The following is a 26,381-nucleotide window of genomic DNA, read 5'->3' on the forward strand; positions in this document are numbered from 1 at the left end:
ATGCGGATCAGTACCCATCAAATTCAGCTCAGCATGCTCGATAATTTGCAGCATGGTTTCGGCGAGTATGCCCGCCTCGATCGCCAGATCTCCACGCAAAAACGCATTCTTCAGCCCTCAGATGATCCTGTTGGCAGTGTGCAACTGCTGGGCTTGCAGAAAGAGCAGGTGGCGATGGCGCAGTACCAGAAGAATATTGCCAATGCCAAGAGCCAGCTCTCCCAGGGGGAGTTGCAGCTCGATACCATGACCAACATGCTGATGCGGTTGCGTGAGTTGACCCAGACGGCCGCTAACGGCTCCCTTTCTGAGGGGGATCGCAAGGCGGTGGCCAGTGAAATCGCCATTATCAAGGATGGCCTGCTGGATTTGGTCAATGCCCGCAACGAGAGTGGCTCCAGCCTGTTTAGCGGCAGCAAGGTGGATGAGACCGCTTTGGTGAAGGTGACTGACCCAAAAGAGCCTGACTTCGGAGGTTACCGCTACAAGGGTGATCATCTGGTACGGGAGGTCGGTATTGCCAAAGGTGTCACAGTGGGGTTAAACCAGACTGCCGATCAGCTTTTTTTGCAGCCTGACGATTTTTTCAAACGACTCGATAGCATGGTGACGGCAATTAATGACGCAGCACCTGACGCCATCGAGCAGGCACGAGGCATGCTTGGTCGCAGCCAGACGCTGCAAGATAATATCAGCCAGGCGGTGAGCACGATTGGTGCCCGGATTAATCTGCTGGATCAGATTGACGAGAGCCATGCCGAGAAAGGTGTCTATAGCAAGGAAGTGAGCAACCAGATAGAGTCGCTGGACTATGCCGAGGCCGCGACCCGACAGGCCCACGTCCTGATGGCATTACAGGTGCAGCAGCAAGCTTTTGCCAAGGTTAATGGTCTTAGCTTGTTCAACTACATGCCGTAACGAGCAGAGGAGTCATGATGCAGGTCCAGCAAACCCGTCTTGGAGGCGTTGCAGAGCCACAGGCAAAGCCCAGGTTGCAGGGCCGAGCAACTGCACAGGCTCACACTCCGGAAAACCGCAAGCAGACTGAGCGCCACCCCAATATTATCCGGATGGACAGATGGGCCCTGATCGGTGCTGCGCAACAGCGCATTGCCCATGCCCAGAGCGGCGAACAGGCGCTTAATCTGGTTTGGGGGGAATTGAAGCGGCTGGAACGCCAACTGGGTCAGCGCGAGCTGGCCAGCAGTGACGTGACCAATCGCTTAAAAATGCTGGAAGAGAAAGTCACCCAACCAAGAGGGCCTTTGACGGACGAGCTCAAACCAAGACTCATCGCATCGGCTCAGGAACTGCGTCCCCGCTTCAGTGCCGAGCATCTGGATCTGCTCAGTGCCAAAAATAGCACTGAGCGGCTGGTGTTCTCGTTTCCCCAGAGTAACAGTGCGGTGGAGGTGACCATCCCGGCCGGAGCGCGAGAGGGTGAGGTTGTCACCATGCTCGATCGGGCGCTGCGTAAAGAGCATATCCAGGCCAGATTGAATGAACTGGGCAAGCTGGAACTCTCCGTTGCTGAACCCCATCGCCGCAAACTGGATGAGCCGGTGCTGATCCGGGGGGAGGGGATTCGTATCCCGGCAGGCAACCCGATCCCGGTGCAGTTCAAGCCCAAGGCCGGAGCGCTGACCCGCATGGCAGATGGGGTTGCCAAAGGGGAAATCCGTCAGGAGCGGCAGCGGCTGCAAAAAGTGCTTGGCGAGATTGAGCAATCGGTACGGGAGTTGAAACAGTTTCGCCAGAAGATGGTGCTGCAACTGGACAAGGTCAAGGCTCGCAGTCAGAACCTGAAACAGGAGGAGCTGGCACAGTTGCAATCCTCTCTGGCCGCCCGCCTCTCACAAGGCGGCTATATGGGCACCATGTCCGGTCTGCTGGCGCAGGCCAATGTCACTCGTCAAGGAGTGGTTGCGTTACTCACCTGATAGCGCTGACCTGTCTCCTCGTAAAAAACCGCACAAGCTGACTTGTGCGGTTTTTTTATCTCTGTGATGCCCTCTTGTGCCAGTGACGGCGCTGTCTGCTCGCGGGCCCACTGTTTCGCATCCGAACGGGGGGGGCCAAGAGAAACTGCTGTTCAGCAAAAAAAGATTTAATTTTCACGACGCTGTGGTCGTTCTTCATTGGGGTCAACCCAAACGCTGCCTGTGGCAGCATCCATTTCGAGGAAACGAAAATGAGTCTGTCAATTCATACCAACTTTGCCAACATGGTCACCCAGAACCAGCTGAACTCCACCAACAAAATGGCAAGCAATGCCATGCAGCGTCTGGGTACCGGTCTGCGTATCAACTCTGCCGCTGACGATGCTGCCGGTCTGCAAATCGCCACCCGTCTGCAATCCCAGTCCAACAGCCAGAAAGTGGGCATGCGCAACGCTCAGGATGCCATCTCCATGATGCAGACCGCCGAAGGCGCCATGGACGAGATGACCAATATCGTTCAGCGCATGAAGGATCTGGCTACCCAGGCTGCCAACGGCACCAGCAGCGAGAAAGATATCGCCGCCATGAACGCCGAATTTGGCGAGCTGACCAAAGAGCTGAAAAATATCGCTGGCAACACCACCTTCGGTGGCGAAAACCTGCTGGATAGCAAAAACGGCAAGTTTGCCAAAGGTGCGATCACCTTCCAGATCGGTGGCTCCGAAGGCGAGCGCCTGGCTGTCGATATCGGCACTGCCCTGAAGCAGGTTGTGGGTGGCACAGAGGAGTCAACTGCTGATAAAGCGCTGGTAAAAGCGGTAGATGATTATAAAAAAGATACTGCTACTACTTCTGAGGCCGGCAAGCTGAAAGCCGCAACTGATGCGCTAACTAAAGTAGAAGCTGACTATAAGGCTCTGGGGGCATCACCGACCACCGCTCAAACAGATAAGTACAATACTGACAAGGCAGATGCGCTTAAAGCTCAAACCGCAGCGCAAGAAGCGTTTGATAAAGGCCTGAAGCCGCTGGAAGAGAAGGCTTTGGCTGTAGGTAGTGGTCTGGATGCCAAGATCCTGACCAACGGCCTGACCAGCCAAGCAAGTGCTCAGGTTGCCATGGGCAAGATGGAATCCTTTATGCAGGATATCACCAGCGTACGCTCTGCTCTGGGTGCCAATATCAACCGTCTGGAGCACACTGTTAACAACCTCTCCAACATGAAAGAGAACACCGATATCGCCAAGGGCCGTATCATGGACGCCGATATCGCTACCGAAAGCACCAACATGGCCAAGAACCAGATGCTGATGCAAGCTGGTATGTCCGTACTGGGCAAGTCCAACGAGATGACCGGCATGGTGACCATGCTGCTGCGTTAATCGCTATAAGGGCCGCTACCTGTGTGGCGGCCTCTTTTCTTCCCCTTGCCGGTTGAAAAGTGCTGGCGTAACAGCCTTTTTCAACAAGCAAGTCTTGCCCTGATACCGAAGGAGTTGATATATGCAGGTCGATCCCGCTTCAGCCGCGATGAACATGGTGACCAATGAGCGCAAGAATATGGACAAGCTGCTCAAGGGGCAGCTTGCCACGGTCAAGGCGCAACAGAGTTCGCTGTCATCCATCAACTCCAAACTCTCCAGTTTTCAGACTCTGCTAAAAGATCTGAACAAGCCAGCCACGTTGCAAGCCCAGAAAGCCAGCCTCTCGCAAGAGGGGATCATGACGGTCACCAGCAATGGCAAGGCGACCCCGGGGCAATATAACTTTCAGGTCAATCAACTGGCACAGGCCCATCAGTTCGGGGTGCAATTGGCGGATGAAAAGGCGCCATTGCCAACCTCCGGCAAAGTATCGTTTACCGTCGATGGTAAGGCGTTTGCTATCGATTTGGCGACCTTGCCCGCGGGGGCGACTGCCCAGAGTCTGGTCTCTGCCATCAATGATGCGGCGGATAATCCGGGGGTCAAGGCCAGCCTGGTTCGCACGGATGGCAAGGTTAACCTGGTGCTGACCAGTAAAGAGAGCGGGGCTGCCAAGGTGTTTACCCCCACCTATGATGGCGACCCAGCGTCAGATTTCGGCAAGGCTTTTCTCGCCGGCAAGGTGATCACCCCGGGTCAGGACTCCATCATCAAGATGGGGGTTGGCGACGGCGCGCTGGAGATCAAGTCGCCGACCAACAAGATTGAAAACGTGGTTGAAGGGCTGACACTGGATCTCACCAGGGTGCAAAAGCCAACCGATGGCCCGATGCAGGTGACAGTGGCTTATGACAATGAAGCCGTCACCGGTTCATTGAAGAAATTTGTTGATAGCTACAACGAGTTACTGGAGCTGCTGAGCAAAGAGACGTCCACCGATATCAAGGCGAAAGGCGTACTGGCGTCTGATGCCACGGTGCGAGGTTTGAAAGGTACGCTGGCCAACGCGGTTCGCAATCTGCCCGCAGGCATGACCCTGACTCAGCTTGGCATCAAAACCGAGAAGTCGGGCAAGCTGGTGTTTAGTGACTCGGATTTCAAAAAGTCGCTCGAGAAGGACCCTGAACTACTGGGCAAGGCGCTGATGGGGGATGATGGTTTGCTCAAACGGATGAGCAAGGTGCTCGATCCTTTCTCCAAGACCAATGGTGTGATGGCCACTCGCAAGAGCACATTGGAAGCCAATCAAAAGCGACTTGATGATAAAATGGAGTCGCTGAATAAACGGATGGAGTCTGTTTACAAGCGTTACCTCAATCAATTTACCACCATGAACCAGATGATGCAGACCATGGGAGCACTTTAAGCTTTTCCCCTGGATGAACTGGTTTGAACCTGCAATAGCGAGTGACCCATGTTTGAATCTGAAGATGGCTATGATGCCTATCGATTTGCCGCCACAGAAGCCAAGGCCGCGAGTGCCGATCCATATCAGCTGGTACTGATGTTGATGGATGGTTTGCTTGACGAGATAGCCAGAGCAGAAGGGCATATCTTGGCGAAACAGTTTGAGCGCAAAGGGGTGGCCATCAACAAGTGTCTGCAGATCCTGGGTGGGCTGGACAGTGCGCTTGATATGAATAAGGGGGGCGAGCTGGCGGTTAACCTGCATCGTCTTTATGACTACTGTGGTCAGAAACTGTTCGAGACCAGCGTATCCAACAGTGTTGAGGGATTTGCCGAAGTACGCAAAATTCTGCAAGAGCTGAAAGAGGGTTGGGAAGCAATGGCGCGTCATCCTCGTTAATACGGAAGTAGTACTTCCTTCCCCTCTGTTCTTCCTCACGCCCAACATATTGAAATTTCTTGGTTATCGGTCTGGCCCACTCCTTGCTTGTGGGCTGGTTCATCTTCTTTTTGGGGCTCGTCATGTCAGGTATTGCGCCCGTGTTACGTGAGACCGAACTGCAGACACGCCAGCGCCAGTTATTGGGGCTGGGTACGCTATTGCTGCAACAAGCGCAAGCTGGCCAGTGGGAAGCTGTCAGGCTAACCGATGGACGCTTCGCGCAATTTGTCTCTCAAGTTAGCCTGGATCCCCAACTCTGGGCTGCGTTGCAACCAGCAAGAGATAAAGCCCGGGTGTTGTATCGACAAGCATTGCAGCTTTGCGAGCAGGAGACCTTGATTCGTAAACAGGAGTGGCAGCAGCTTTCTTCGATTCGTGAAGGTTTGACTGCTTACGGTGAGACAGAGCAATGGGATTGATTCAATTTAGCGGTTTTGATGCGGTGAATGCGCCGGATGTCACGGCCTTGAACCGTTTGTCCGGCCAAGCCGGCAGTGAAGGGGAGTTATATCAACCGCTGGATGAGGTGGTTGATCCTCTGCTTGCGTTGCCCTTGCCCGAGTTGGTTGCCAGTGATGTTGCGGTAGATGAAGCAGAGAGCGAACAATCAGGAGCGGAAGGCGACCCGGTTGAACAGCTGCAAGCGTTTACCAATGTGCCTCCTCTCTTTGTCAGAGTAAGTGATGCCGATCTTGATGGTTTTCGTGTAAGCCGTACTTTTTCCCGAGCTGAAGGTAGCACCGGTGGCCAGCAGGTGGTGGATAACAAATTGCCGCCCTCTCTTCGTACCATGATGGGGAGTGCGACCACGCTGCCCGAGCAAGAGATGATGGCGCGTCGTGAAACGGTTTCTGCCGCTGCGGAACAGGCGCTCTCTACGTTGCTTGCCAAATCAAATGGGCAAACCAGTGTATTGCCCGGCCGCTTCACCTTGCCGGTTATGGCTGCCGGTTTCGATGCTGGAAATGTGCCTGATACCGCAGTGGTAGAAAACAGGTTGCCAGATGCTCGCCAGCTGGCAGTTGGCCAACTTGCTGCGACGCCGTTGCGACCTGCCGACTATCAGTGGGCTCCTGTCCGGTTGTCAGACAACCAGAGCCAGTGGGGGCAGCAGTTGGTTAGCCTGCTTCAGGACAAGGTTGAGCTGCAAGTCAATCAACAGGTAAAACAGGTCCACATCCGGCTGGATCCGCCAGAGCTCGGGCGATTGGAGTTGACCGTCAAGCTCGATGGTGATCGGCTCAATGTCCAGTTGAATGTGACTAACCCGGCGGTGCGCGATGCAATGATCCAGTCGATGGAGCGCTTGCGCATGAGCCTGGCTCCCCATCATGCCGGCGGCGTTGAGGTCAATGTGGGGCAAGGCGGCGAGCAGGGGCAGCAGGAGCGGTGGCAACAGGAGAAGATCCTGGCTGGCCGCCGTCAGTGGTTGGATGAACCAGAGTCCCAATGGGGGACGATGCACGACTGGCTCAATACTCTGGTCTGATTTTTAACATGTAATAACGAGAGTGGTTTTACATTATGCGGCGTGTCATGAAGTGGTTGATGGTTGTCGTCATTGCCCTGTGTCTGCTGGTTTTGCTGGCATATGGTGCCTGGTTGAAACGCGATGTGATTGAAGTCTGGCTCGGATTGGCAGAGCCAAAGCCAGAGCTGAGCAGCACTCCGCTGTTCAAGCCGATGGAGCGCTTCGTTATCAGTCTGGAAGGGGGCGAACAGTCCCATTATCTGGTGCTGGAGCTGGCACTGGTGACCTACAACCCGGAGCAGGTTGCCAAGCTGGATGAGCTGACTCCACTGATCCGCAATGCCATGGTGCAGTATTTCAGCCACCGCTCCCATGATGACGTAAAGGTTGAGCTGCAGAATATTTCCAAGCTGCAGGTCTCTTTGCGCGACAAGCTGGTCACTACGGTGCAGGGATATGGCTACAAGCCCTATCTGGACGAAGTGCTGATCACCAAGGTACTGGTACAGTAATTACCATATGACTGATTCTGCTTGGGATTCTCAACAAGAGTTTGCGGATACGCCAACGATTCCCCGTACTGGTGAACAGGCCATTCTGACTCGCTATCTGCCTCTGGTTAAGAGGGCTGCTTGTCACCTGCGTAGCCAGGTCAGCGCCTGTTTTGATCAGGAGGATATGGAACAGGTAGGGATGATGGGACTGCTGGAGGCGTGGCGTCGTTATGGTAGTGAACCTGATGCCCAGTTTGAAAGTTACGCCTTCAAACGGATTCGTGGTGCCATGCTCGATGAGCTGCGGCGTCTGGACTGGCGGCCTCGCCAGTTGCGACAGCAGGTACACGGCCATAATCAGGTGCAGCGTGAACTGCACAATCGTTTGGGGCGCGCCCCCTCAGAGCAAGAACTTGCTGCTGCGCTCGACTGTTCGGTGGATGAGGTGCGTCAGTTGTCCTACGCCAGTCAGGCTGAAGCGCTACAAAGTCTGGAAGAGTGGCTGGAGAATGGTGGCAAGGCGCCAACAACCGAGTCTGATGATGTCGATATGGCGATGACAATCAGCAAGGTGTTGGCCACTCTGGATAAACGCGAGCAGCTATTGCTTGCCCTCTATTACCAGCAAGAGCTCAATATGAAAGAGATCGCGCTGGTGCTTGGATTAACCGAATCCCGGGTTTGTCAGCTGCACAAGCAGTGTGTGCTTCAGCTAAAGCAGCGATTGGTCGACTCCATATAGTAGTGCTTCACCTTTACTGGTGACCCTTCTTGTATCGTGCGGGAACATTCATGCAAAAACAGATTGGCATCGGCGTCATTTTAGTATGCGTGCTGGGTGGCTTCATGATGGCTGGGGGAAATCTCCTCGCCTTGTGGCAGCCAGCCGAGCTCATCATTATCATCGGCGCAGCGGTAGGCTCCATGTTTCTGGGCAACTCGAAAGAGGTGATGCACGAAATGTGGCGGCAGATCAAAATGTGCTTCAAGCCTCCTAATAACGAAGAGAGCGAGGTCTATCGTGAGCTGTTGACTCTGATGCATCAACTGCTGGAGGAGACACGCAACAAAGGGATGAAGGCGCTCGACGAGCATATTGAAAATCCCCAGCAGAGCTCGGTTTTCTTGATGTACCCCCAGATTTCGGAAGATCCCCAACTGCTAGGTTTCATAATCGATAACCTGCGTCTGCTCGGGATGGGCAAGATCACACCCCATGAACTGGATACTGTGCTGGAGCAGGAGATCATGGCCATTGAAGAGGACATGCTCAAGCCTGCCCATGCTTTGCACAAGACCGGCGAGGCCTGCCCGGGCTTCGGCATTCTTGCTGCGGTGATGGGGATCATCATCACCATGCAGCAATTGGACGGCCCCCTGAGTAACATTGGCGTTCATGTAGCGGCCGCTCTGGTGGGAACCTTTATCGGGATTTTTCTCTGTTACTGCTTGCTGGAGCCTGTCAGTAACGCAATGGAAGAGATGGTCAGGCGTCGTATTAGCCTGTTGATGTGTATCAAGTCGATCCTGATTGCCCAGTTGCGTGGCAAGACACCGCTGCTGGCCGTCGATTCAGGTCGCAAGATCCTGGAGCCTGAAGTCAAACCAAGCTTCCTTGAACTGGAAGATTGGGTTAACAACAGGGCAATGTAATGCGCAATCACGAGCAGATTATCGTCAAGCGCCAGCAGCGACGTAATAGTGCCCCTAAAGGAGGGGGCGCCTGGAAGGTGGCATTTGCCGACTTCACGTTAGCTATGATGGCTTTCTTTATGGTGCTCTGGATCCTGGCGGTATCTAACCAGGAGGAGCGGGAAATTGTTGCCAGCCGTCTGCGGGACTACAGCATCATGGACAGTGAGTCCAACCCGTTTGACATACGCAATAGCCCCTATCCTGTCGATTTGGGGGGGAATCCCTCGGTGATCGATGAACTGAACCCCAAGTTCGATCAGCAGGGTCAGCTGATGCCCAGGCATATGGATCGCCGTCAGAGCATTTTTTCAGATGGGCCTAACGGCGGGTACGAAAATCTGCTGGTTGGAAAGCTCGAAGGTGAAGGCCAGATGCAGCAATTAGCTGGATTCATCAATGATCTGGCTGAACAAATGCAAGCTAACAATAACCTCGAGATTCAGATTGTTCCCCAAGGATTGCGGATCTTGATCCGCGATGACGCTGATCGGGAAATGTATAGCCGTGGCAGTGCCCGTATCACTCCATTTTTTCGTCACCTGTTGATGGCATTGGCCCCCATTTTCCAGCGTATCGAGAATCGGGTCATGATTTCTGGCCATACCGACAGTACACCGTTTGCGGGTGACAACTACACCAACTGGGAACTCTCGTCAGACCGCGCCATGATGGCAAGGCGGGTATTGCTGGCGGGCGGCATGCCGTCTGATCGGGTCGCGCAGGTGGTCTCTATGGCTGATACCATGCTGGAAGATACCCGGAATCCGCAAAGCAGCCGTAATCGGCGCATTGAATTGCTGGTCATGACAACTCAGGCAGAAACCAATCTGGAGCAACTTTTCAGCTCACAAACACAAGCGGCAGCTAGTCATGCCAAGGAGATGATTTCTCATGGACAGCCCTGAAATCGAGTTTCCGGTGCATACCTCGCACAATGATCCGCGCCGAAAGGTACCGCGCTGGTATCTGCATGATGGATCAACGCCACTTGAGTCACAAAGTTGTGGTATTGCCGCACGGATGCTGATTTCAGGTGTGTTATTTGACAAAAGTATTGGCCGAGCCGTGATCAAGGATATCGGCCCGGGAGGCGTTGGCTTTCTTGCCCCTGCTCGCTTTACGTTACCTGATACGGTGACCCTTTCTCTGTCCCGCCAGATTGTTCTGGATTGTCGCATCACGCATCGTCGGCCTATAGGTCAGCATCTTTGTTTCTATGGCGCTTGCTGGTCATATCCGGAAGAAGTCGATTTGGGACCAATATTGAGCCAGTGGCGCCACTGTTTCATGGTGCCGCAATCAGCGGACGCTTCTGCTGAATCCCAAGAGGATCAGGCAAGCGTTCCAGCCTGACCTCACCTCGGCTCATATCAAGCCCCCTGGCAGCTTTAAGCAACAGGGGGTCATGCAGACTGTCCAGTGAGACCGCTTTGGCAATGGCGGTCGCCCCTTTCTTCCGGTTGGCGGTGGGGGCCTTGCCCTTGCTATAGACGATCGGACAATTGGTTATCCCTTGTGCGACAGGGAGTTGCCAGGCCGGATTCCAGCGGCTGGCTTCATTCATTGATACGCCTTTTGCCTGAGCCCACGCGGGCAGTGAGCAGCCGTTCGGATGACGGAATATTTGCAAGTCATTGCCGCTGTGCCATGGCGGAAGTTGAAACTGATAGCTGTCAGCCATATCAAGCAGTCTTGCCAGCGCAACAAAGCGCGCGACATAAAAGCGTGTTTCAGTCGGAAGCTCCAGTTCCCATATATTACGTGTCCCCGCTTTTAAAACCGCATTGAGTACCCGCCCTTCTCCTGCGTTGTAGGCGGCCAAAGCAAGCAGCCAGTCATTGCCAAAGAAGCGATACAGCCATGCCAGATAGGAAAGAGCAGCCTCTGTCGCCAATGGCAGTGAATAGCGCCCATCAAATTCGCTGGTGATGGGAATAGCAAATCGGGTGGCGGTATCTGGCATCAGCTGCCAAGGGCCTGCGGCGCCAGCAGAAGAGACCACATCCAATCGGTAACTGCTTTCCAGTAAAGGAACAAAGGCAAGCAAGGGCGGCAGTTTGCGTTCGTGAACCTGTTCCGCGACCCAGCGAATAACGGGCTGTGTCTCCGCAAGACGTTGTTGGAGATAAGGGCGCTGCTTCAACAGGAATTGTTGCTGCTGGCTGACCAAGTCGACCCCTTTTCCCTGGATCGGGATTGGGAAACCTGCTTGCCAGTGATAATTGTGATAAGCATTGCAAGATGTTGATATCATTAACATCCCGCACATTAGTAAAAAAATGAGCCTGGTCATGGGGTAATGGTTGAACAAGGATCGCGCAATAATAAAAACATGATATATCTCAACAGTTTTTTGAATTTAAGGTCGCTTGATCATGTGTAATCCAGGACTTAGTAAGCATGATAACACGAGTAAAAAAGAGCCGAAATTCGGGTAAAGCGATTCAGAAGTTTTTGCTGTATCTGATACTCGCCAATTTCATACTGATGGGACTGTACATCGGGTATGCTCACGAGCTCACATTCGCCACCAATATTCTGCTGACATCTCTACTGATTATTTACAATCTGTTGCTCTGCCAGCTGGTGTCTCTGCGTGCTCGCCGTTCGAAAGATGGTTACATCATCTATCCAGTGATATGTGTCAGTATTTTGCTCTGTGCAGTGGTATTGTTCCGTTTCATCATATCGCCCAGATAGTGACCGCTCACCGACTTGCTGCTTATTAATCACTTTCTGTTTTTTCAGCAATAACTCTTGGAAAATCAACCCACTCAATCCGCGGTATGCAATTACTGCGTCAATATGTTCCCTCTGTCCCATCTCCTTGCTTGAAAAGCCCCCTGCACGTCCTTAAACTTCAAGGTGGGGAAAAGTGGATCAAAGTGGTTTTTAGAGGGGCAATTTGCCTGCTCACTCACCTTCAGGGACTGCAATTTGTTGCGTGGCGCTCATGCCATCAGCCTGGACAGTAAAGGGCGGCTGGCAATTCCGACCAAATTCCGTGATTGGCTGCGCGATGAAAGCGACGGCCAGCTGGTCTGCACCATCGATATTGCCCATCCCTGTCTGCTGCTTTATCCCCTGAATGAATGGGAAGAGGTCGAGCGCAAGCTCAAGACTCTCTCCAGCATGAATCCGCAAGAGCGCCGTTTGCAGCGCCTGCTGCTGGGACATGCAACTGAGTGCGAGCTGGATGGCAATGGCCGTCTGCTGCTCAGTCAGCCACTGCGAAACCATGCGGGGCTGGACAAGAAAATCATGCTGGTGGGCCAGCTCAACAAGTTTGAGTTGTGGGATGAAGCCCGCTGGCAACAACAGGTCAATGACGACATCTTGGGTCTGCCCGGGGACGATTGGGCAAGCTCACCACGACTACAGGATTTCTCTTTATAAATGACCCAAGCCGCTGAACACATCACAGTGCTGCTGCACGAAGCCGTCGAAGGTCTGGCCATCAAGCCGGACGGTGTCTACGTCGACGGTACTTTTGGCCGTGGTGGTCATTCTCGTCTGATCCTGCAGCACCTTGGCCCCAATGGCCGCCTGATCGCCATCGACCGCGATCCCCAGGCGATCGCCGAAGCAGCCAAGATCCAGGATCCCCGTTTCGAAATCGTGCACGGCCCCTTCTCCGGCATCGCCTCCTATCTGGATGAGCGCGGTTTGCTGGGCAAGGTGGATGGCTTCCTGCTGGATCTGGGGGTCTCTTCACCCCAGCTGGATGATGCCGAGCGGGGCTTCAGCTTTATGAAAGATGGTCCGCTCGATATGCGGATGGACCCCACCTCCGGCCAGAGCGCCGCCGAGTGGCTGGCCAAGGCCGATGTGGATGACATCGCCTGGGTGCTGAAGACCTTCGGTGAGGAGCGTTTTGCCAAGAAGATCGCCCGTGCCATTGTGCACGACCGCATGACCGAACCTTATGTGCGTACCCGTCAACTGGCGGAGATGATTGCCCGGGTCAATCCGAGCAAGGAGAAGGGCAAGCATGCGGCAACCCGCAGCTTCCAGGCCATTCGCATCTATATCAACAGCGAGCTGGATGAGATCGAAACTGCGCTCAACGGTGCACTGGAAGTGCTGGCACCAAATGGCCGTTTGTCAGTGATTAGCTTCCATTCGCTGGAAGACCGCTTGGTAAAGCATTTCATCCGCAAGCACGAGAAGGGGCCGGAAGTGCCTTACGGCATTCCGTTGACCGAGGCCCAGCTGGCTGGCGGTCGCAAATTGAAGTCGGTCGGCAAGGCACTCAAGCCTTCTGATCATGAAGTATCTGAAAACAGCCGGTCACGCAGCTCGGTGCTGCGGGTTGCCGAACGGCTGGCGGAGTAAGCGATGAGCGAAGTGCGTGTTCATCTGGCCAAGGAGATCGTTGCCGATCTCTGGCGGCACAAGCTGCAGATTTTTCTGTCGGTCGCCGTGCTGGTGACCGCGTTTGCCGTGATCCTGGTGACCAACATGACCCGCGGTCTGACGGCCAAGCAGAACGATCTGATGGCGGAAGAGGATCGCCTCAATATCGAATGGCGCCACCTGCTGCTGGAGCAGGGCACCCTGGCTGAACACTCCCGGGTGGCGAGTCTGGCGATGGACAAGTTGCAAATGGGTCGTCCGCTGGTGACCACCGAGAAGGTAATTACCCAACCATGAAACGCAAGGCTACAGCCAAAGCTGCCAAAGCGAATGTCAAAGCGCCATCGATCTATCCGTGGCGCTTTCGCACGCTTGCGGTGTTTATCGGCATCGCGTTTGTGGGTCTGATCCTGCGTCTGGCCTGGATCCAGGTGATCAATCCGGATCGTCTGCGTCAGGAGGGTGACATGCGCTCCCTGCGTACCACCTCTACCCAGGCGGTGCGCGGTATGATCACCGATCGCAACGGCGAGCAGCTGGCGGTTTCTGTGCCGGTCGAAGCGGTCTGGGCCGATCCCAAGACGGTACACGAGTCCGGTGCCATCAATAATGAGCGAGCCTGGCTGGCGCTTTCCGCCGTGCTCAAGCTCGACATCAATACCCTCAAACACCGCATCGCCAACCCCAGCAAGCGCTTCGTCTATCTGCAGCGTCAGGTTACTCCTGCGGTGGCGGAATATATCAAGGGGCTCAAGCTGGGTGGCGTCTACCTGCGCCCCGAAGCGCGCCGCTTCTATCCGACCGGCGAAATCAGTGCCCATCTGGTGGGGGTGACCAACATCGATGGCAGCGGTATTGAAGGGATTGAGCGCAGTTACAACGAGTGGCTGACGGCGACGCCCGGCGAAATGCGGGTGCGCAAGGATCGTCAGGGGCGCGTCATCGAGCGGCTTGGCATCGTCAAAGAGGGCAAGAATGCCAACGATCTGCAGCTCAGTATCGATCAGCGGGTGCAGGCTCTGGCCTACCGTGCCCTCAAGCGGGCAACCGACGAGAACAAGGCGACCTCCGGCTCCATGGTGATGCTGGATATCAAGACCGGTGAAGTACTCGCCATGGTCAACACCCCCTCCTATAACCCGAACAACCGCGGCCAGTATCAGAGCTTCCGGGTACGCAACCGGGTGGTGACCGATACCTACGAACCGGGCTCTACCGTCAAGCCATTGATTTTGCTCAGTGCCTTGCAGGCAGGGGTCACCAGCTGGAAAGATTTCATTCCCGGTGGGCCGCTCTTTATCGGTGCCAAGCAGATCAAGGACGTCAGTATCCACAAGGCGACCAACCTCTACGATATCCTGCGCTACTCCTCCAACATCGGTATGTCGCGCATCGCGCTGCGGATGCCGGCGCAGGAGATGATCAATACCCTCAGCATGTTCGGTTTCGGCATGGATACCGGCAGCGGGCTGATGGGCGAGAGCAGCGGCATGCTGCCCCAGCGTCGTCGCTGGTCCGATATCGAGCGGGCAACCCTCTCGTTCGGTTATGGTCTGCGAGTCACCCCGCTGCAGCTGGCTTCCGCCTACGCCACCCTGGCCAACAAGGGCAAGCGGGTGCCGCTCTCCATCGTCAAGGTGACTACGCCGCCCAAGGGTGAGCAAGTTATTGATCACAACAACGCCGCTGCCATGTTGCAGGCGCTGGAGTATGTGGTCGACAACGCCATTCCAAAAGCCAAGATCCCGGGCTATCGGGTCGGTGGCAAGAGTGGTACCGCCAAGGTCGCCGTCGCCGGTGGCTATGGCAAGGATTACATGGCCTGGTTTGCCGGTTTCGCACCCGCCAGTGATCCCCGTTTCGTCATGGTGGTGGTGATCAACGAGCCAAAAGGCAGCGCCTATTATGGCGGCGCCGTGGCGACCCCACCGTTTGCAGAGGCCATGGGCGGGGTGCTGCAGCTCTTCAATATTCGTCCCGATGCGGTGCCGCCAGCGGTGCCCACCAAACTTGCCCGTACGGAGGCTTCTCTTGTCCCGCGCACTTGATGCATTACTGCGCCCCTTCGGTATCCAGGCGCCGGCGCTCATCCTGACCGATATCCAGCTGGATAGTCGGCGGGTTGGCCCCGGCTCGCTCTTCGTGGCCATTCGTGGTCATCAGGTGGATGGCAGACGGTTTATCGAACAGGCGGTGGCTCAGGGAGCGACCGCTGTTGTGTTTGAGGAGGATGGTGAATTTATCCCACCATCGACTCCGGTTCCCTGTATCGGGATGCGGGATCTGCCCGCTCACCTCTCTGCTCTTGCGGGCTATTTCTACGATCAGCCAGCCCAAAAATTGGATCTGGTCGGGATCACCGGCACCAACGGCAAGAGCACTACGGCACTGCTGGTCGCCAACTGGCGCACCCTGCTGGGTGGCAAGGCGGGTGTGATGGGCACCATCGGCAACGGCCTGTTCGGCAATTTGATCGAAGCGGAAAACACCACCGGCAGCGCCGTGCAGGTGCAAGCCAATCTGGCTGCGCTGCAAGCGCAGGGGGCGGATCTGGTGGCGATGGAGGTCTCCAGCCATGGTCTGGTGCAGCATCGTGTTGCCGCACTGCCGTTTGCCGCCGCTGTCTTCACCAACCTGAGCCGGGATCACCTCGACTACCACGGCACCATGGAAGCCTATGGCGCGGCCAAAGAGCAGTTGCTGCAGCTGGTCGATGAGTCGAATGCGGTGATCAACCGTGATGACGAGCTGGGTGCCAAGTGGATCGAAAAATATCCGGCAGCGGTGGCGTTCAGCGTTAATGGCCCGATCGAAAACCATTCTGGCCGTCAATTAACGGCGCAGCAGCTCGATTTTCACCAGCAAGGTTTTCGCGCGCAGATTAACTCCAGCTGGGGGAATGGTGTATTATCCGCCCCCTTGCTCGGGCGCTTCAACGTCAGCAATGTGCTGGCCGCGATGGGCGTGATGCTGGTGCTCGGTTACGACTTCAACGAGCTGCTGGCGACAGCGCCTCAATTGCAGCCGGTGACCGGCCGCATGGAGTGTTTTGGCGGTGGTGATACGCCGCTGGCGGTGGTCGATTACGCCCACACCCCGGATGCGCTGGAGAAGGCATTGCAGGCCCTGCGGGTGCACTGCACAGGGCAGCTCTGGTGTCTGGTCGGTTGTGGTGGCGACCGCGATCGCGGCAAGCGCCCCATGATGGCCGCCATGGCCGAGCAGTATGCGGATCGCGTGATCCTGACCGACGACAATCCCCGTACCGAGGAGCCGGCCCGGATCATGGCCGACATGGTGGCGGGTCTTCGCGATCCTGCTGCGGTGCAGGTTGAGCACGACAGGGTCAAGGCGATTTCGCTGGCCATCGGTCAGGCGAGCAAACAGGACATCATCCTGGTGGCCGGTAAGGGTCACGAGGATTATCAGATCATTGGAACCGACAAGCGGCACTACAGCGACCGGGAAACCGTCGCGGCCGCCTTGCACACATTATTGGAGTCATTCAAATGATGACCCTCAGGCTTGCCGAGCTGGCGCAGGTACTCGATGCCCGTCTGATTGGTGACGATGGCGAGATCACCGTCGTCAGTACCGACACTCGCACTTTGGGCGCGGGTGCCCTGTTCGTTGCTCTGCGCGGCGAGCGCTTCGATGCCCACGATTTTTGCGAGCAGGCCGTTCAGGCAGGGGCCTCTGCCCTGCTGGTCGAGCGTGAACTGCCGCTGGCCATCCCCCAGCTGGTGGTGACCGACAGTCTGAAAGGACTGGGTCGCCTCGGCAAACTGGTGCGTGAGCGCATTAACCCGAAAGTGCTGGCCATTACCGGCAGCTGCGGCAAGACCACGGTGAAGGAGATGGCAACTGCCATACTGCGCAACGAAGGGGAAGTGCTGGCCACCGCTGGCAACTTCAACAACGAGGTGGGCGTGCCGCTCACCCTGCTGCGCCTCGAACCGCAACACAAGTTTGCGGTGATGGAGCTGGGTGCCAACCATCCGGGCGAGATCGCCTGGACTACTTCACTGGCCAAACCCGATGCCGCCATCATCAACAACGTGGCGGCGGCCCATCTGGAGGGCTTCGGCTCGCTGGAAGGGGTGTTTCACGCCAAGAGCGAAATCTTTGAGGGGCTGAGCGAAGGCGGCACCGCCATCGTCAATGCCGACAACGAATTCTGGCCGAAATGGCGCGAGCGTGGCATTCGCTGCGCCTTCTCCATCGAAGATCAGAGCCAGCCGTTCCATGCTCGCGATGTGGTTCTCAACGCTCAGGGTTGTGCCGAGTTCGTCATGGTAACCCCGCAGGGTGAGCTGAGCCTGACTCTGGCGATCCCGGGTCGCCACAACGTGGCCAATGCGTTGGCTGCCGCCGCGGGCTGTCTGGCCCTCGGCGCATCCCTCGCCTGTGTCAAGGCGGGGCTGGAACAGATGGCGCCGGTCAAGGGGCGCTTCTGCGTGCAGCGCTGGGGTGGTCTGACCCTGGTGGATGATACCTACAATGCCAGCGTGGAATCCGTGCTGGCGGGCATCGATGCCCTGACCGCCATGGGCGGCTTCAAGGTACTGGTGTTCGGTGATATGCGGGAACTGGGTGAGGAGTCTGCCGAGCAACACGCCCGGGTTGGCCGTCATGCCCGCGAGCGCGGTCTGGATGCCGTGCTGACAGTGGGGGAAGAGAGTCGCCACACCGCAGATGCCGCGGCTGGCCGACATTTCGATAACAAGGCGTCGTTGTTTGAAGTGCTTGCGCAAATGATAAATACACATCAGGAAATTTCGATTCTGGTCAAGGGCGCCCGTGGCTCCCGCATGGAAGATATAGTCGAGATGGTCAAAGACCGTCAGGAGTCAGCCACATGCTAGTCTGGCTGGCCGAACTGCTCACCCCGCACTTCACCTTCTTCAACGTCTTCTCCTACCTGACGTTTCGCGCCATCCTGTCGATCATCACCGGACTGGGGGTTGCCCTCTGGATGGGGCCACGCCTGATCCGTCGCCTGCAGATCCTGAAATTCGGTCAGGTGATCCGCAACGACGGTCCCGAGTCCCACCTCAGCAAGCGGGGTACCCCGACCATGGGTGGCCTGATGATCATTGCTGCGATTTTCACGTCTGTGCTGCTCTGGTGCCGCCTCGACAACCCCTATGTCTGGCTGGTGCTGTTTGTGCTGGGTGCCTATGGCGCCATCGGCTTTGCCGACGACTACCTCAAGGTGGTGCGCAAGAATACCGACGGCCTGATCGCGCGCTGGAAGTATTTCTGGCAATCCGCGGTAGCGCTGGCGGTGGCGGTGTTCCTCTATGCGACCGCAACCCATGAGGGGCAGACCCAGCTGGTGGTGCCTTTCCTCAAGGATGTGATGCCGCAGCTTGGCCTGATGTTTATCGTGCTGACCTACTTTGTCATCGTTGGCACCTCCAACGCGGTCAACCTGACCGACGGTCTCGATGGCCTGGCCATCATGCCGACCGTGATGGTGGCGGGGGGCTTTGCCCTGATCGCCTGGGCTACCGGTAACGTCAACTTTGCCAACTACCTGCACATTCCCTACGTGCCCTATACCTCCGAGCTGGTGATCGTCTGTACCGCCATCGTCGGGGCGGGTCTGGGTTTCCTCTGGTTCAACACCTATCCGGCGCAGGTCTTCATGGGGGACGTTGGTTCCCTGGCGCTGGGCGGCGCGCTCGGCACCATCGCCGTGTTGGTACGTCAGGAGTTCCTGCTGGTGATCATGGGCGGCGTCTTCGTGATGGAGACTGTCTCGGTGATCCTGCAGGTGGGGTCATACAAGCTGCGCGGCGTGCGGATCTTCCGCATGGCGCCGATCCATCACCACTACGAGAAGAAGGGCTGGCCGGAGCCGCGCGTCATCGTGCGCTTCTGGATCATCACCCTCGTGCTGGTGCTGCTGGGTCTTGCCACCCTGAAGGTGAGGTAAGGCCATGGTCATCATCATCGGATTGGGCAAAACCGGACTCTCCTGTGTCGATTACTTCCTCGGCCGTGGCGTGACGCCACTGGTGATGGATACCCGCGCCAACCCGCCCGGCAAGGATCAACTGCCGCCGGAGGTTGAGCTCATTCACGGGCTCGACGAGGCACTGCTCAAGCAGGCGCACATGATCGTCGCGAGCCCGGGTATCGCGCTGGCGACCCCCGAACTGAAAGCGGCGGCCGAGTGTGGTGTGCAGATCGTCGGTGACATCGAACTGTTTGTTCGCGAGACCCAGACTCCTGTCATCGCCATTACCGGCTCCAACGGCAAGAGCACCGTTACCACCCTGGTGGGCGAGATGATTGCCGAAGCCGGTCTCAATGTCGGTGTGGGCGGCAATATCGGCACGCCTGCGCTGGAGCTGCTCAAGCAGCCGATGGATCTCTGTGTGCTGGAGCTCTCCAGCTTCCAGCTGGAAACAACTCACAGTTTGCGTGCTGCCGCCTCCGTGGTGCTGAACCTCTCAGAAGATCACATGGATCGCTATCAGGGCATGGCCGACTATCGCGCCGCCAAGATGGAGATCCATCAGCACTCCAAACACATTCTGGTCAATCGTGATGATGCCCAGACCCTGCCCGATGTGGGTCAGGTGTGGCAGAGCTTTGGTCTCGACTGCAATGGTTATGGTCGTTGCCTGCTGGATGGCCGCTACTGGTTGACCCTGCACGGCGAGCCGCTGTTGGCAGTGGACGAGATGAAGATCGTCGGCGCCCACAATCAGGCCAACGCCCTTGCGGCCATGGCGCTGTGCGATGCGGTCGGTATTCCCCGTGCGGCTCAGCTTACCGTGCTGCGTCGTTTCGAGGGCTTGCCCCATCGTGCCCGCTTCGTGCGGGAGGTGAACGGGGTGCGCTGGATCAACGACTCCAAGGCCACCAACGTGGGGGCGACGCTGGCTGCCGTTGCCGGTGTGCGCGAGTCGGTCAAGGGGCGCCTGTTGCTGCTGGCCGGTGGTCAGGGCAAGGGGCAGGATTTTGGCCCGATCCAGGCGCTGCTGGGCAACCAGATCGATCACATGTACTGCTTCGGTCAGGATGCCGAGGTGCTGCTGGCACTGGGCGAGCAGACCGAACGGGTGGCCGACCTGGCCGCTGCGGTTGCCAAAGCGGCGGCCGATGCCAAGCCTGGTGACTGGGTGCTGCTGGCGCCGGCCTGTGCCAGCCTCGATCAGTTCAAGTCGTTCGAGGTGCGCGGCGATCGCTTCACCGAGATGGTGCTGGCACTATGAACGCCCTTCGCGCAGCAGCAGGTTTGTTCCAGCGCTGGTTGTTACCGGCGCGTCCTGCCGGTCTCTACGATCGGCAGCTGGTACTGCTGGCGCTCTCCCTGATGGCGGTCGGTGTGGTCATCGTGGCCTCGGCGTCGATCCCCGAAGGGATTGCGCTGGGGGATGACCCCTTCATGTTTGTGAAACGTCACGCCCTGTTTCTGGTGATGGCGCTCGGGATCTCCTGGTTTGTGTTGCAGGTGCCGATGGCGCGCTGGCAACAGCACAACGGCCCCATGCTGCTGCTGGCGATCTTGATGCTGGTGCTGGTGCTGCTGGTGGGCCGCAACGTCAACGGTGCGGTACGCTGGTTGCCGCTCGGCCCCTTCAACCTGCAGCCTGCCGAGTTTGGCAAGCTGGCGCTCTTTGTCTATCTGGCCGGCTATCTGGTGCGACGCCAGAGCGAAGTGCGTGAAGCCTGGATCGGCTTCCTGAAACCGCTGGCGGTGTTCGGGGTGCTGGCGGTCTTGCTGCTGTTGCAGCCTGACCTGGGTTCCACCGTGGTGATGTTCGTGACCTCGTTCGGCATGCTGTTTCTGGCCGGTGCCCGACTGGGGCAGTTTTTGACCCTGATCGGCGCGGGCCTCGGCTCGGTGGTGATGCTGATCATCGTCGAGCCCTACCGGATGCGGCGGGTGACCTCCTTTATGGATCCCTGGGCCGACCCGTTCGGCAGCGGCTACCAGTTGACCCAGTCGCTGATGGCGTTTGGTCGTGGCAGCTGGTTTGGCGAAGGGCTTGGCAACTCTATCCAGAAGATGGAGTACCTGCCGGAAGCACACACTGACTTCGTGTTTGCGATCCTCGGTGAAGAGCTGGGTTACGTCGGGGTGCTGGGCGCCCTGTTCCTGATTTTTGCGCTGGCGGTCAAGGCGCTCAAGCTGGGGCATCGCGCGCTGGTGGCCGAGCGGCTCTATGACGGTTATCTGGCCATCGGCATCGGCATCTGGTTCAGCTTCCAGACCTTCGTTAACGTCGGCGCGGCCAGCGGCATGATGCCAACCAAGGGCTTGACCCTGCCGCTGGTCAGTTACGGTGGTTCCAGTCTCATCATCATGTCGGTGGCGGTGAGCATGTTGATTCGAATCGATTTTGAGTTGCGTCAGGCGACAGCCCAGGCGCGCGTGCGGGAGGTTTAGTGAGCAAGACTCTGTTGGTGATGGCAGGTGGTACCGGTGGGCATGTGTTCCCCGGTCTGGCCGTGGCCGATCGCCTGAAGGCCCAGGGCTGGACTGTCCATTGGCTCGGCACTGCCGACCGGATGGAGGCGGAACTGGTGCCCGCCCACGGTTATCCCATCTCCTTCATCGATATTCAGGGGGTGCGTGGCAACGGCATCAAGCGACTGCTGGTGGCACCCTATCGCATCGTCAAATCGATCCTGCAGGCGCGTCAGGTACTCAAGACCGTTCGCCCTGATGTGGTGCTCGGCATGGGCGGTTTTGCTTCCGGCCCGGGTGGCGTGGCGGCCTGGTTCTCCGGCATCCCGCTGCTGCTCCATGAGCAGAATGCTGCTGCCGGCATGACCAACAAGCTGCTGGCCCGTATCGCCAGGCGGGTGTTGATGGCATTTCCGGGTGCCTTCGCGCCGAGCCGTCGCACCGCCGTGGTGGGCAATCCGGTACGTCCCGAAGTGGTCGCCCTGCCGGATCCGCAACTGCGCAGCGGGGATGAGCCACTGCATCTGCTGATCGTGGGTGGCAGTCTGGGGGCGCGGGTGCTCAACGAGCAGGTACCTGCTGCGGTGGCGGCATCCGGCGTGCCCATTGAAGTGCGTCACCAGTGTGGCAAGGGCAATGCCGAGGCGGTCTCTGCTGCCTATGCCCAGCACGGCATCAATGCCGAGGTGAGCGAATTTATCAAGGATATGGCCAGCGCCTACGCCTGGGCCGACCTGGTGGTCTGCCGTGCCGGTGCCCTGACCGTTTCCGAAGTGGCTGCCGCCGGTGTGGCTGCCATTTTCGTGCCGCTGCCCCATGCGGTGGATGATCACCAGACCCGTAACGCCCTGACCCTGGTCGACGGCGGTGCGGCCGAGTTTCTGCCCCAGTCCGAGCTGAATACCGCGTCACTTGCGGCGCGCCTGACCTGGCTTGCTGGTCGCCGGGAGACCCTGTTTAACATGGCGAAAGCGGCTCGCCGCGTCGCCATCACCGATGCGGCCGAGCGGGTTGCAGATGAGTGCAAACAGCTCGCAACCGGGCAGCGTGGTAAAGATTGATGAGCAAGGTTGCAGTGGTGACACCGTGCAGCCTTGTACCTGTATGTATTGATGCCGCCGTGCAGCCGCGCTTTGACGGCACATGGCCTGCGGCAGACTAAAGAGACGATTATGACCAAGGTTGAACTGGCAAAACTGCGTACTGTGATCCCCGAAATGCGCCGCGTGCGTCGCATCCACTTTATCGGCATCGGTGGTGCCGGTATGGGCGGGATCGCCGAAGTGCTTGCCAACGAAGGGTATCAGGTAACGGGTTCTGATCTGGCTCGCAACGCCGTGACCGAGCGGTTGGCCGGACTGGGTGCTCACATCTTCGTCGGCCACAGTGCCGAACACGTTGAGGGTGCCAGCGTGGTGGTAGTCTCAACCGCCATCAAGCAGGACAACCCGGAGCTGCTGGCCGCCCGCGAACTGCGGATACCGGTGGTGCGCCGCGCCGAGATGCTGGCCGAGCTGATGCGTTTCCGTCACGGTATCGCCATTGCCGGTACCCACGGCAAGACCACCACCACCAGTCTGGTGGCGAGCATCTATGCCGAAGCCGACCGCGACCCGACCTTTGTCATCGGTGGCCTGCTCAACAGTGCCGGTACCAATGCCCGGCTGGGCAGCAGCCGCTACCTGATTGCCGAAGCGGACGAGAGCGATGCCTCTTTCCTGCATCTGCAGCCGATGGTCTCTATCGTGACCAACATCGAAGCGGATCACATGGACACCTACGGCGGTGACTTCTCCAAGCTGAAGGCCACCTTCATCGAGTTTCTGCACAATCTGCCCTTCTACGGACTGGCGGTGGTCTGCATCGATGATCCGGTGATCCGTGGCATGTTGCCCGAGATTGCCCGTCCGACCCTGACCTACGGCCTCTCTGATGATGCCGACGTGCAGGTGCTGGATTTTGTCCAGACCACCAACCACAGCTGCTTCCGTGTTCGCCGCAAAGAGGCCGGTGAGCTGCAGGTGACCCTCAATTTGCCGGGTATTCACAACGCATTGAACGCCGCAGCGGCGATAGCTGTCGCGACAGAGGACGGTGTCAGCGATGAGGCCATCATCTCTGCTCTGGCCAAATTTGAAGGGGTTGGTCGTCGCTTCCAGCAGTATGGCGAGTTTGAAACCGGTCGCGGCAAGGCGATGCTGGTGGACGATTACGGTCACCACCCGAGCGAAGTGAAGGTCACCATCAACGCCGCCCGTGCCGGTTGGCCCGAGAAGCGTCTGGTGATGGTGTTCCAGCCGCACCGTTATACCCGCACCCGCGACCTCTACGAGGACTTCGCCGATGTGCTCTCCAAGGTAGACGTGCTGGTGATGCTGGAGGTTTATGCTGCCGGTGAGGAGCCGATCCCGGGCGCTGATGGACGGGCACTGTGCCGCTCCATTCGCTCGCGCGGCAACCTGGAACCCATCTTCGTCGCTACACCGGATGACGTGCCAGCCGTGCTGGCCGACCTGATCGGCGAGGGGGATTTGGTGTTGACTCAAGGCGCCGGGAACGTCGGGGCACTGGCCCGTCGTCTCGGAGAGATGAAATTGAGCATAGATAGCATGAAATCTGGCGCCTGAGGGCCCAATGAGTATTTTGACCGCCAAGCCGGGGCCTATATAATGGCGAACCGGTCTGTCAAAGGCCGGTTTAGCGCGTTACACGGGGATCGATCGGGTGGAGGCAAGGGCACAGGGGCGCACCAAGGGTGGCTTCATCGCAGGAGTAGCATTTTTCCTGCTGGTGATATGGGGCTGCTACCGGACGGCGCTGGATGTTAAAGGTTGGCTGACAGATGCCAACCGGTTGCCCATGAGCGAGCTGTTGCTGCAGGGGCAACACCAGTATTTGCAAACCGAAGAGCTGCGGATGGCCGTGCTGGATGGCGCCGAGTTGCGCAACTTCTTCGAATTGGATGTCAACGAATTGCAGGCAAGGCTCAATGCCTTGCCATGGGTGGCCTCGGTCTCGGTACGAAAGAAGTGGCCGAACAAGATCAAGATCTACCTTACGGAACAAGATGTGGCGGCGCGCTGGAATGGCAACCGCTTCGTCAACACCAAGGGCAAGGTATTCAGTGCCCCGGATCGGGTCAAGACGCCGCTGTTGCAGCTGTCAGGGCCGGATGACCAGGCCGCCCGGGTGTTGAAAGAGAGTCGGCAGTACGAGTCGCAACTGGCTGCCAAGGGATACAAGTTGCTGGGGGTGAATCTGACCCCCCGCCATGCCTGGGAACTGACCCTGGATGGCAATATCAAGCTGTTCCTGGGACGCAATGACATTGCGCTCCGGCTGCAGCGGTTTATCGATGCCTTCCCGGTTATCGAACCCCGTGCGCAAGTCGCCTACGTGGATCTTCGATACGACACCGGAATGGCAGTTGGCTGGAAGAAGAGCGAAGAGAAAGTGCATGACCAACACCGCAGATAGGAATTTGATTGTCGGACTGGATATCGGCACAACCAAGGTGGCGGTTCTGGTCGGGGAAGTATTGCCGGACGGTGAACTGAACGTCATCGGTATGGGCAGTCACGCTTCTCGCGGAATGGAGAAGGGCGGGGTCAATGACCTCGACTCCGTGGTCAAGTCACTGCGCCGCGCGGTGGAAGAGGCCGAGATGATGGCAGATTGCCAGATCAGCTCTGTCTATCTGGGGTTGTCCGGCAAGCATATTGATTGTCGCAACGAGACCGGCATGGTGCCCATCTCCGATGAAGAGGTGACCCAGGAGGATGTGGACAACGTGATCCACACTGCCAAGTCGGTTCGCCTCTCCGATGAGCTGCGTGTGCTGCATGTGCTGCCTCAGGAGTTTGCCATCGATTATCAGGAAGGGATTAAGAATCCGGTCGGCCTCTCCGGTGTGCGGATGGCAGCCAAGGTTCACCTGATCACCTGCCACAACGACATGGCCCGCAACATTGAGAAATGTGTGGAGAAGGTCGGCTTGCGCGTGGATCAACTGATCTTCTCCGCGCTGGCCTCCAGCTATGCGGTGTTGACCGAAGACGAGAAAGAGCTGGGTGTCTGCGTGGTGGACATCGGTGGCGGCACCATGGACATGTCGCTGTTTACCGGCGGTGCCCTGCGCCACACCAAGGTGATCCCGTATGCTGGCAGCACTGTGACCAGCGACATCGCCTACGCCTTCGGTACGCCGCCGCTCGACGCGGAAGCGATCAAGGTGCGCTACGGTTGCGCCCTCGGCCGTCTGGTCAGCAAGGAAGACAATATTGAAGTACCCAGTGTCGGCGGTCGCCCGGCGCGCAGCCTGCAACGGCAGACACTGGCTGAAGTGATTGAGCCCCGTTACACCGAGTTGCTCTCCATGGTGAATGATGAGCTGGTGCGGGTACAAAGCGAGTTGAAAGCGCAGGGGGTCAAGCATCAGCTGGCAGCCGGTGTGGTCTTGACCGGCGGCGCTGCCCAGATTGAAGGCATTGTGGAGTGTGCAGAGCAGATCTTCCAGAGCCAGGTCCGGGTGGGAGAGCCCATGAACATACGTGGTTTGAGTGATTACGTGCAGGCACCGGTGTACTCGACTGCGGTCGGGTTGCTGCAATATGGCCGCACCCATCAAGCCACAGGTAGCAACAAAGAATATGCCGCCAAGGCAAGCGTCGGTGGCCTGGTCAAACGGGTTAGCAACTGGCTGCGTGGCGAGTTCTAAGAATTTT

Annotated in this window: 26 protein-coding genes and 1 pseudogene; 26 read left to right on the top strand and 1 reads right to left on the bottom strand. The window is 57.6% G+C overall.

Annotated features, from left to right (window positions below; translation table 11 throughout):
- From lfgL to ACW5XC_RS08620, 13 genes and pseudogenes are all read left to right on the top strand, one after another.
- Nucleotides 1–918, top strand: a complete 918-nt coding sequence (gene lfgL, locus ACW5XC_RS08560) for a lateral flagellar hook-associated protein LfgL (protein WP_042053518.1) — start codon at nucleotides 1–3, stop codon at nucleotides 916–918.
- Between the two features lie 152 nt (nucleotides 919–1,070).
- The gene (locus ACW5XC_RS08565) at nucleotides 1,071–1,940 is read left to right on the top strand and encodes a hypothetical protein (RefSeq protein WP_235695234.1); all 870 of its coding nucleotides are present in this window, start codon (nucleotides 1,071–1,073) and stop codon (nucleotides 1,938–1,940) included.
- A 251-nt stretch (nucleotides 1,941–2,191) separates the two neighbouring features.
- Nucleotides 2,192–2,797 (top strand): annotated as a pseudogene (locus ACW5XC_RS08570) (flagellin N-terminal helical domain-containing protein); the annotation flags it as partial.
- A 270-nt stretch (nucleotides 2,798–3,067) separates the two neighbouring features.
- Entirely contained in the window at nucleotides 3,068–3,322 is a 255-nt protein-coding gene (locus tag ACW5XC_RS08575) for a flagellin (RefSeq protein ID WP_263086323.1), read from the top strand.
- A gap of 121 nt (nucleotides 3,323–3,443) precedes the next feature.
- Nucleotides 3,444–4,730: a lateral flagellar capping protein LafB gene (gene lafB, locus ACW5XC_RS08580; RefSeq protein ID WP_042053521.1), complete on the top strand. Its 1,287-nt coding sequence runs from the start codon at nucleotides 3,444–3,446 to the stop codon at nucleotides 4,728–4,730.
- 48 nt (nucleotides 4,731–4,778) lie between these two features.
- A complete protein-coding gene (gene lafC, locus ACW5XC_RS08585; RefSeq protein WP_042053522.1) occupies nucleotides 4,779–5,171 on the top strand; it encodes a lateral flagellar export chaperone LafC in 393 nt (130 codons plus the stop codon).
- A gap of 59 nt (nucleotides 5,172–5,230) precedes the next feature.
- A complete protein-coding gene (locus ACW5XC_RS08590) occupies nucleotides 5,231–5,632 on the top strand; it encodes a LafX (RefSeq protein ID WP_236727561.1) in 402 nt (133 codons plus the stop codon).
- Nucleotides 5,623–6,702, top strand: coding sequence for a flagellar hook-length control protein FliK (locus ACW5XC_RS08595; RefSeq protein ID WP_042053524.1), 1,080 nt, complete (start codon nucleotides 5,623–5,625; stop codon nucleotides 6,700–6,702). The genes ACW5XC_RS08590 and ACW5XC_RS08595 overlap by 10 nt, the downstream gene beginning before the upstream one ends.
- A 59-nt stretch (nucleotides 6,703–6,761) precedes the next feature.
- Nucleotides 6,762–7,196, top strand: a complete 435-nt coding sequence (lafF, locus tag ACW5XC_RS08600) for a lateral flagellar basal body-associated protein LafF (RefSeq protein WP_272868740.1) — start codon at nucleotides 6,762–6,764, stop codon at nucleotides 7,194–7,196.
- 7 nt (nucleotides 7,197–7,203) lie between these two features.
- Nucleotides 7,204–7,920: a lateral flagellar system RNA polymerase sigma factor LafS gene (gene lafS, locus ACW5XC_RS08605; protein ID WP_042053526.1), complete on the top strand. Its 717-nt coding sequence runs from the start codon at nucleotides 7,204–7,206 to the stop codon at nucleotides 7,918–7,920.
- Nucleotides 7,921–7,970: 50 nt separating this feature from the next.
- On the top strand, nucleotides 7,971–8,831 hold the full coding sequence (lafT, locus tag ACW5XC_RS08610; RefSeq protein WP_040068901.1) for a lateral flagellar motor stator protein LafT: 861 nt from the start codon (nucleotides 7,971–7,973) through the stop codon (nucleotides 8,829–8,831).
- Nucleotides 8,831–9,778 (top strand): lateral flagellar motor protein LafU, encoded by a 948-nt coding sequence (gene lafU / locus ACW5XC_RS08615; protein WP_042053528.1) that lies wholly within the window; start codon nucleotides 8,831–8,833, stop codon nucleotides 9,776–9,778. Before lafT ends, lafU begins: the two co-directional genes overlap by 1 nt.
- Nucleotides 9,765–10,226 (top strand): hypothetical protein, encoded by a 462-nt coding sequence (locus tag ACW5XC_RS08620; RefSeq protein WP_074042652.1) that lies wholly within the window; start codon nucleotides 9,765–9,767, stop codon nucleotides 10,224–10,226. The genes lafU and ACW5XC_RS08620 overlap by 14 nt, the downstream gene beginning before the upstream one ends.
- Here ACW5XC_RS08620 and ACW5XC_RS08625 read toward each other — a convergent pair.
- Nucleotides 10,159–11,166: a lytic transglycosylase domain-containing protein gene (locus tag ACW5XC_RS08625; protein ID WP_236727562.1), complete on the bottom strand. Its 1,008-nt coding sequence runs from the start codon at nucleotides 11,164–11,166 to the stop codon at nucleotides 10,159–10,161. The genes ACW5XC_RS08620 and ACW5XC_RS08625 overlap by 68 nt on opposite strands.
- Before the next feature lie 644 nt (nucleotides 11,167–11,810).
- Here ACW5XC_RS08625 and mraZ point away from each other — a divergent pair.
- From mraZ to ftsA, 13 genes are all read left to right on the top strand, one after another.
- On the top strand, nucleotides 11,811–12,269 hold the full coding sequence (mraZ, locus tag ACW5XC_RS08630) for a division/cell wall cluster transcriptional repressor MraZ (protein WP_013723406.1): 459 nt from the start codon (nucleotides 11,811–11,813) through the stop codon (nucleotides 12,267–12,269).
- Complete coding sequence (gene rsmH, locus ACW5XC_RS08635; RefSeq protein ID WP_042053530.1) at nucleotides 12,270–13,208, top strand: 16S rRNA (cytosine(1402)-N(4))-methyltransferase RsmH; 939 nt, start codon at nucleotides 12,270–12,272, stop codon at nucleotides 13,206–13,208. It begins immediately after the preceding gene.
- A gap of 3 nt (nucleotides 13,209–13,211) precedes the next feature.
- Entirely contained in the window at nucleotides 13,212–13,526 is a 315-nt protein-coding gene (ftsL, locus tag ACW5XC_RS08640; RefSeq protein ID WP_005336166.1) for a cell division protein FtsL, read from the top strand.
- Nucleotides 13,523–15,277: a peptidoglycan glycosyltransferase FtsI gene (locus ACW5XC_RS08645; protein ID WP_005336163.1), complete on the top strand. Its 1,755-nt coding sequence runs from the start codon at nucleotides 13,523–13,525 to the stop codon at nucleotides 15,275–15,277. Before ftsL ends, ACW5XC_RS08645 begins: the two co-directional genes overlap by 4 nt.
- A complete protein-coding gene (gene murE, locus ACW5XC_RS08650; RefSeq protein ID WP_042053531.1) occupies nucleotides 15,210–16,742 on the top strand; it encodes a UDP-N-acetylmuramoyl-L-alanyl-D-glutamate--2,6-diaminopimelate ligase in 1,533 nt (510 codons plus the stop codon). Before ACW5XC_RS08645 ends, murE begins: the two co-directional genes overlap by 68 nt.
- Complete coding sequence (locus tag ACW5XC_RS08655) at nucleotides 16,739–18,094, top strand: UDP-N-acetylmuramoyl-tripeptide--D-alanyl-D-alanine ligase (protein WP_042053532.1); 1,356 nt, start codon at nucleotides 16,739–16,741, stop codon at nucleotides 18,092–18,094. The genes murE and ACW5XC_RS08655 overlap by 4 nt, the downstream gene beginning before the upstream one ends.
- The gene (gene mraY / locus ACW5XC_RS08660) at nucleotides 18,088–19,170 is read left to right on the top strand and encodes a phospho-N-acetylmuramoyl-pentapeptide-transferase (RefSeq protein WP_005355120.1); all 1,083 of its coding nucleotides are present in this window, start codon (nucleotides 18,088–18,090) and stop codon (nucleotides 19,168–19,170) included. The genes ACW5XC_RS08655 and mraY overlap by 7 nt, the downstream gene beginning before the upstream one ends.
- Before the next feature lie 4 nt (nucleotides 19,171–19,174).
- Nucleotides 19,175–20,458, top strand: a complete 1,284-nt coding sequence (murD, locus tag ACW5XC_RS08665; protein ID WP_005336156.1) for a UDP-N-acetylmuramoyl-L-alanine--D-glutamate ligase — start codon at nucleotides 19,175–19,177, stop codon at nucleotides 20,456–20,458.
- Nucleotides 20,455–21,636: a cell division protein FtsW gene (gene ftsW, locus ACW5XC_RS08670; protein ID WP_005336154.1), complete on the top strand. Its 1,182-nt coding sequence runs from the start codon at nucleotides 20,455–20,457 to the stop codon at nucleotides 21,634–21,636. Before murD ends, ftsW begins: the two co-directional genes overlap by 4 nt.
- Nucleotides 21,636–22,718, top strand: a complete 1,083-nt coding sequence (gene murG, locus ACW5XC_RS08675; protein WP_005355117.1) for an undecaprenyldiphospho-muramoylpentapeptide beta-N-acetylglucosaminyltransferase — start codon at nucleotides 21,636–21,638, stop codon at nucleotides 22,716–22,718. The genes ftsW and murG overlap by 1 nt, the downstream gene beginning before the upstream one ends.
- A gap of 111 nt (nucleotides 22,719–22,829) precedes the next feature.
- On the top strand, nucleotides 22,830–24,284 hold the full coding sequence (gene murC / locus ACW5XC_RS08680; RefSeq protein ID WP_005336150.1) for a UDP-N-acetylmuramate--L-alanine ligase: 1,455 nt from the start codon (nucleotides 22,830–22,832) through the stop codon (nucleotides 24,282–24,284).
- Nucleotides 24,285–24,381: 97 nt separating this feature from the next.
- The gene (locus ACW5XC_RS08685) at nucleotides 24,382–25,134 is read left to right on the top strand and encodes a cell division protein FtsQ/DivIB (RefSeq protein WP_005336149.1); all 753 of its coding nucleotides are present in this window, start codon (nucleotides 24,382–24,384) and stop codon (nucleotides 25,132–25,134) included.
- Nucleotides 25,115–26,374, top strand: a complete 1,260-nt coding sequence (ftsA, locus tag ACW5XC_RS08690) for a cell division protein FtsA (RefSeq protein ID WP_005336148.1) — start codon at nucleotides 25,115–25,117, stop codon at nucleotides 26,372–26,374. Before ACW5XC_RS08685 ends, ftsA begins: the two co-directional genes overlap by 20 nt.
- Nucleotides 26,375–26,381 lie beyond the last annotated feature (7 nt).

This window comes from Aeromonas sp. 25-AL00135 (genome assembly GCF_054052385.1).

Coding starts and splice junctions, on each gene's coding strand:
- murD (WP_005336156.1), top strand. CDS start 19,175: ATGGTCATCATCATCGGATTGGGCAAAACCGGACTCTCCTGTGTCGAT.
- lafF (WP_272868740.1), top strand. CDS start 6,762: ATGGTTGTCGTCATTGCCCTGTGTCTGCTGGTTTTGCTGGCATATGGT.
- lafB (WP_042053521.1), top strand. CDS start 3,444: ATGCAGGTCGATCCCGCTTCAGCCGCGATGAACATGGTGACCAATGAG.
- rsmH (WP_042053530.1), top strand. CDS start 12,270: ATGACCCAAGCCGCTGAACACATCACAGTGCTGCTGCACGAAGCCGTC.
- ACW5XC_RS08620 (WP_074042652.1), top strand. CDS start 9,765: ATGGACAGCCCTGAAATCGAGTTTCCGGTGCATACCTCGCACAATGAT.
- murE (WP_042053531.1), top strand. CDS start 15,210: ATGCGGTGCCGCCAGCGGTGCCCACCAAACTTGCCCGTACGGAGGCTT.
- murC (WP_005336150.1), top strand. CDS start 22,830: ATGACCAAGGTTGAACTGGCAAAACTGCGTACTGTGATCCCCGAAATG.
- lafS (WP_042053526.1), top strand. CDS start 7,204: ATGACTGATTCTGCTTGGGATTCTCAACAAGAGTTTGCGGATACGCCA.
- mraY (WP_005355120.1), top strand. CDS start 18,088: ATGCTAGTCTGGCTGGCCGAACTGCTCACCCCGCACTTCACCTTCTTC.
- lafC (WP_042053522.1), top strand. CDS start 4,779: ATGTTTGAATCTGAAGATGGCTATGATGCCTATCGATTTGCCGCCACA.
- ftsA (WP_005336148.1), top strand. CDS start 25,115: ATGACCAACACCGCAGATAGGAATTTGATTGTCGGACTGGATATCGGC.
- ftsW (WP_005336154.1), top strand. CDS start 20,455: ATGAACGCCCTTCGCGCAGCAGCAGGTTTGTTCCAGCGCTGGTTGTTA.
- ftsL (WP_005336166.1), top strand. CDS start 13,212: ATGAGCGAAGTGCGTGTTCATCTGGCCAAGGAGATCGTTGCCGATCTC.
- ACW5XC_RS08565 (WP_235695234.1), top strand. CDS start 1,071: ATGGACAGATGGGCCCTGATCGGTGCTGCGCAACAGCGCATTGCCCAT.
- ACW5XC_RS08595 (WP_042053524.1), top strand. CDS start 5,623: ATGGGATTGATTCAATTTAGCGGTTTTGATGCGGTGAATGCGCCGGAT.
- ACW5XC_RS08625 (WP_236727562.1), bottom strand. CDS start 11,166: ATGACCAGGCTCATTTTTTTACTAATGTGCGGGATGTTAATGATATCA.
- lafT (WP_040068901.1), top strand. CDS start 7,971: ATGCAAAAACAGATTGGCATCGGCGTCATTTTAGTATGCGTGCTGGGT.
- ACW5XC_RS08645 (WP_005336163.1), top strand. CDS start 13,523: ATGAAACGCAAGGCTACAGCCAAAGCTGCCAAAGCGAATGTCAAAGCG.
- ACW5XC_RS08655 (WP_042053532.1), top strand. CDS start 16,739: ATGATGACCCTCAGGCTTGCCGAGCTGGCGCAGGTACTCGATGCCCGT.
- lafU (WP_042053528.1), top strand. CDS start 8,831: ATGCGCAATCACGAGCAGATTATCGTCAAGCGCCAGCAGCGACGTAAT.
- ACW5XC_RS08575 (WP_263086323.1), top strand. CDS start 3,068: ATGGAATCCTTTATGCAGGATATCACCAGCGTACGCTCTGCTCTGGGT.
- lfgL (WP_042053518.1), top strand. CDS start 1: ATGCGGATCAGTACCCATCAAATTCAGCTCAGCATGCTCGATAATTTG.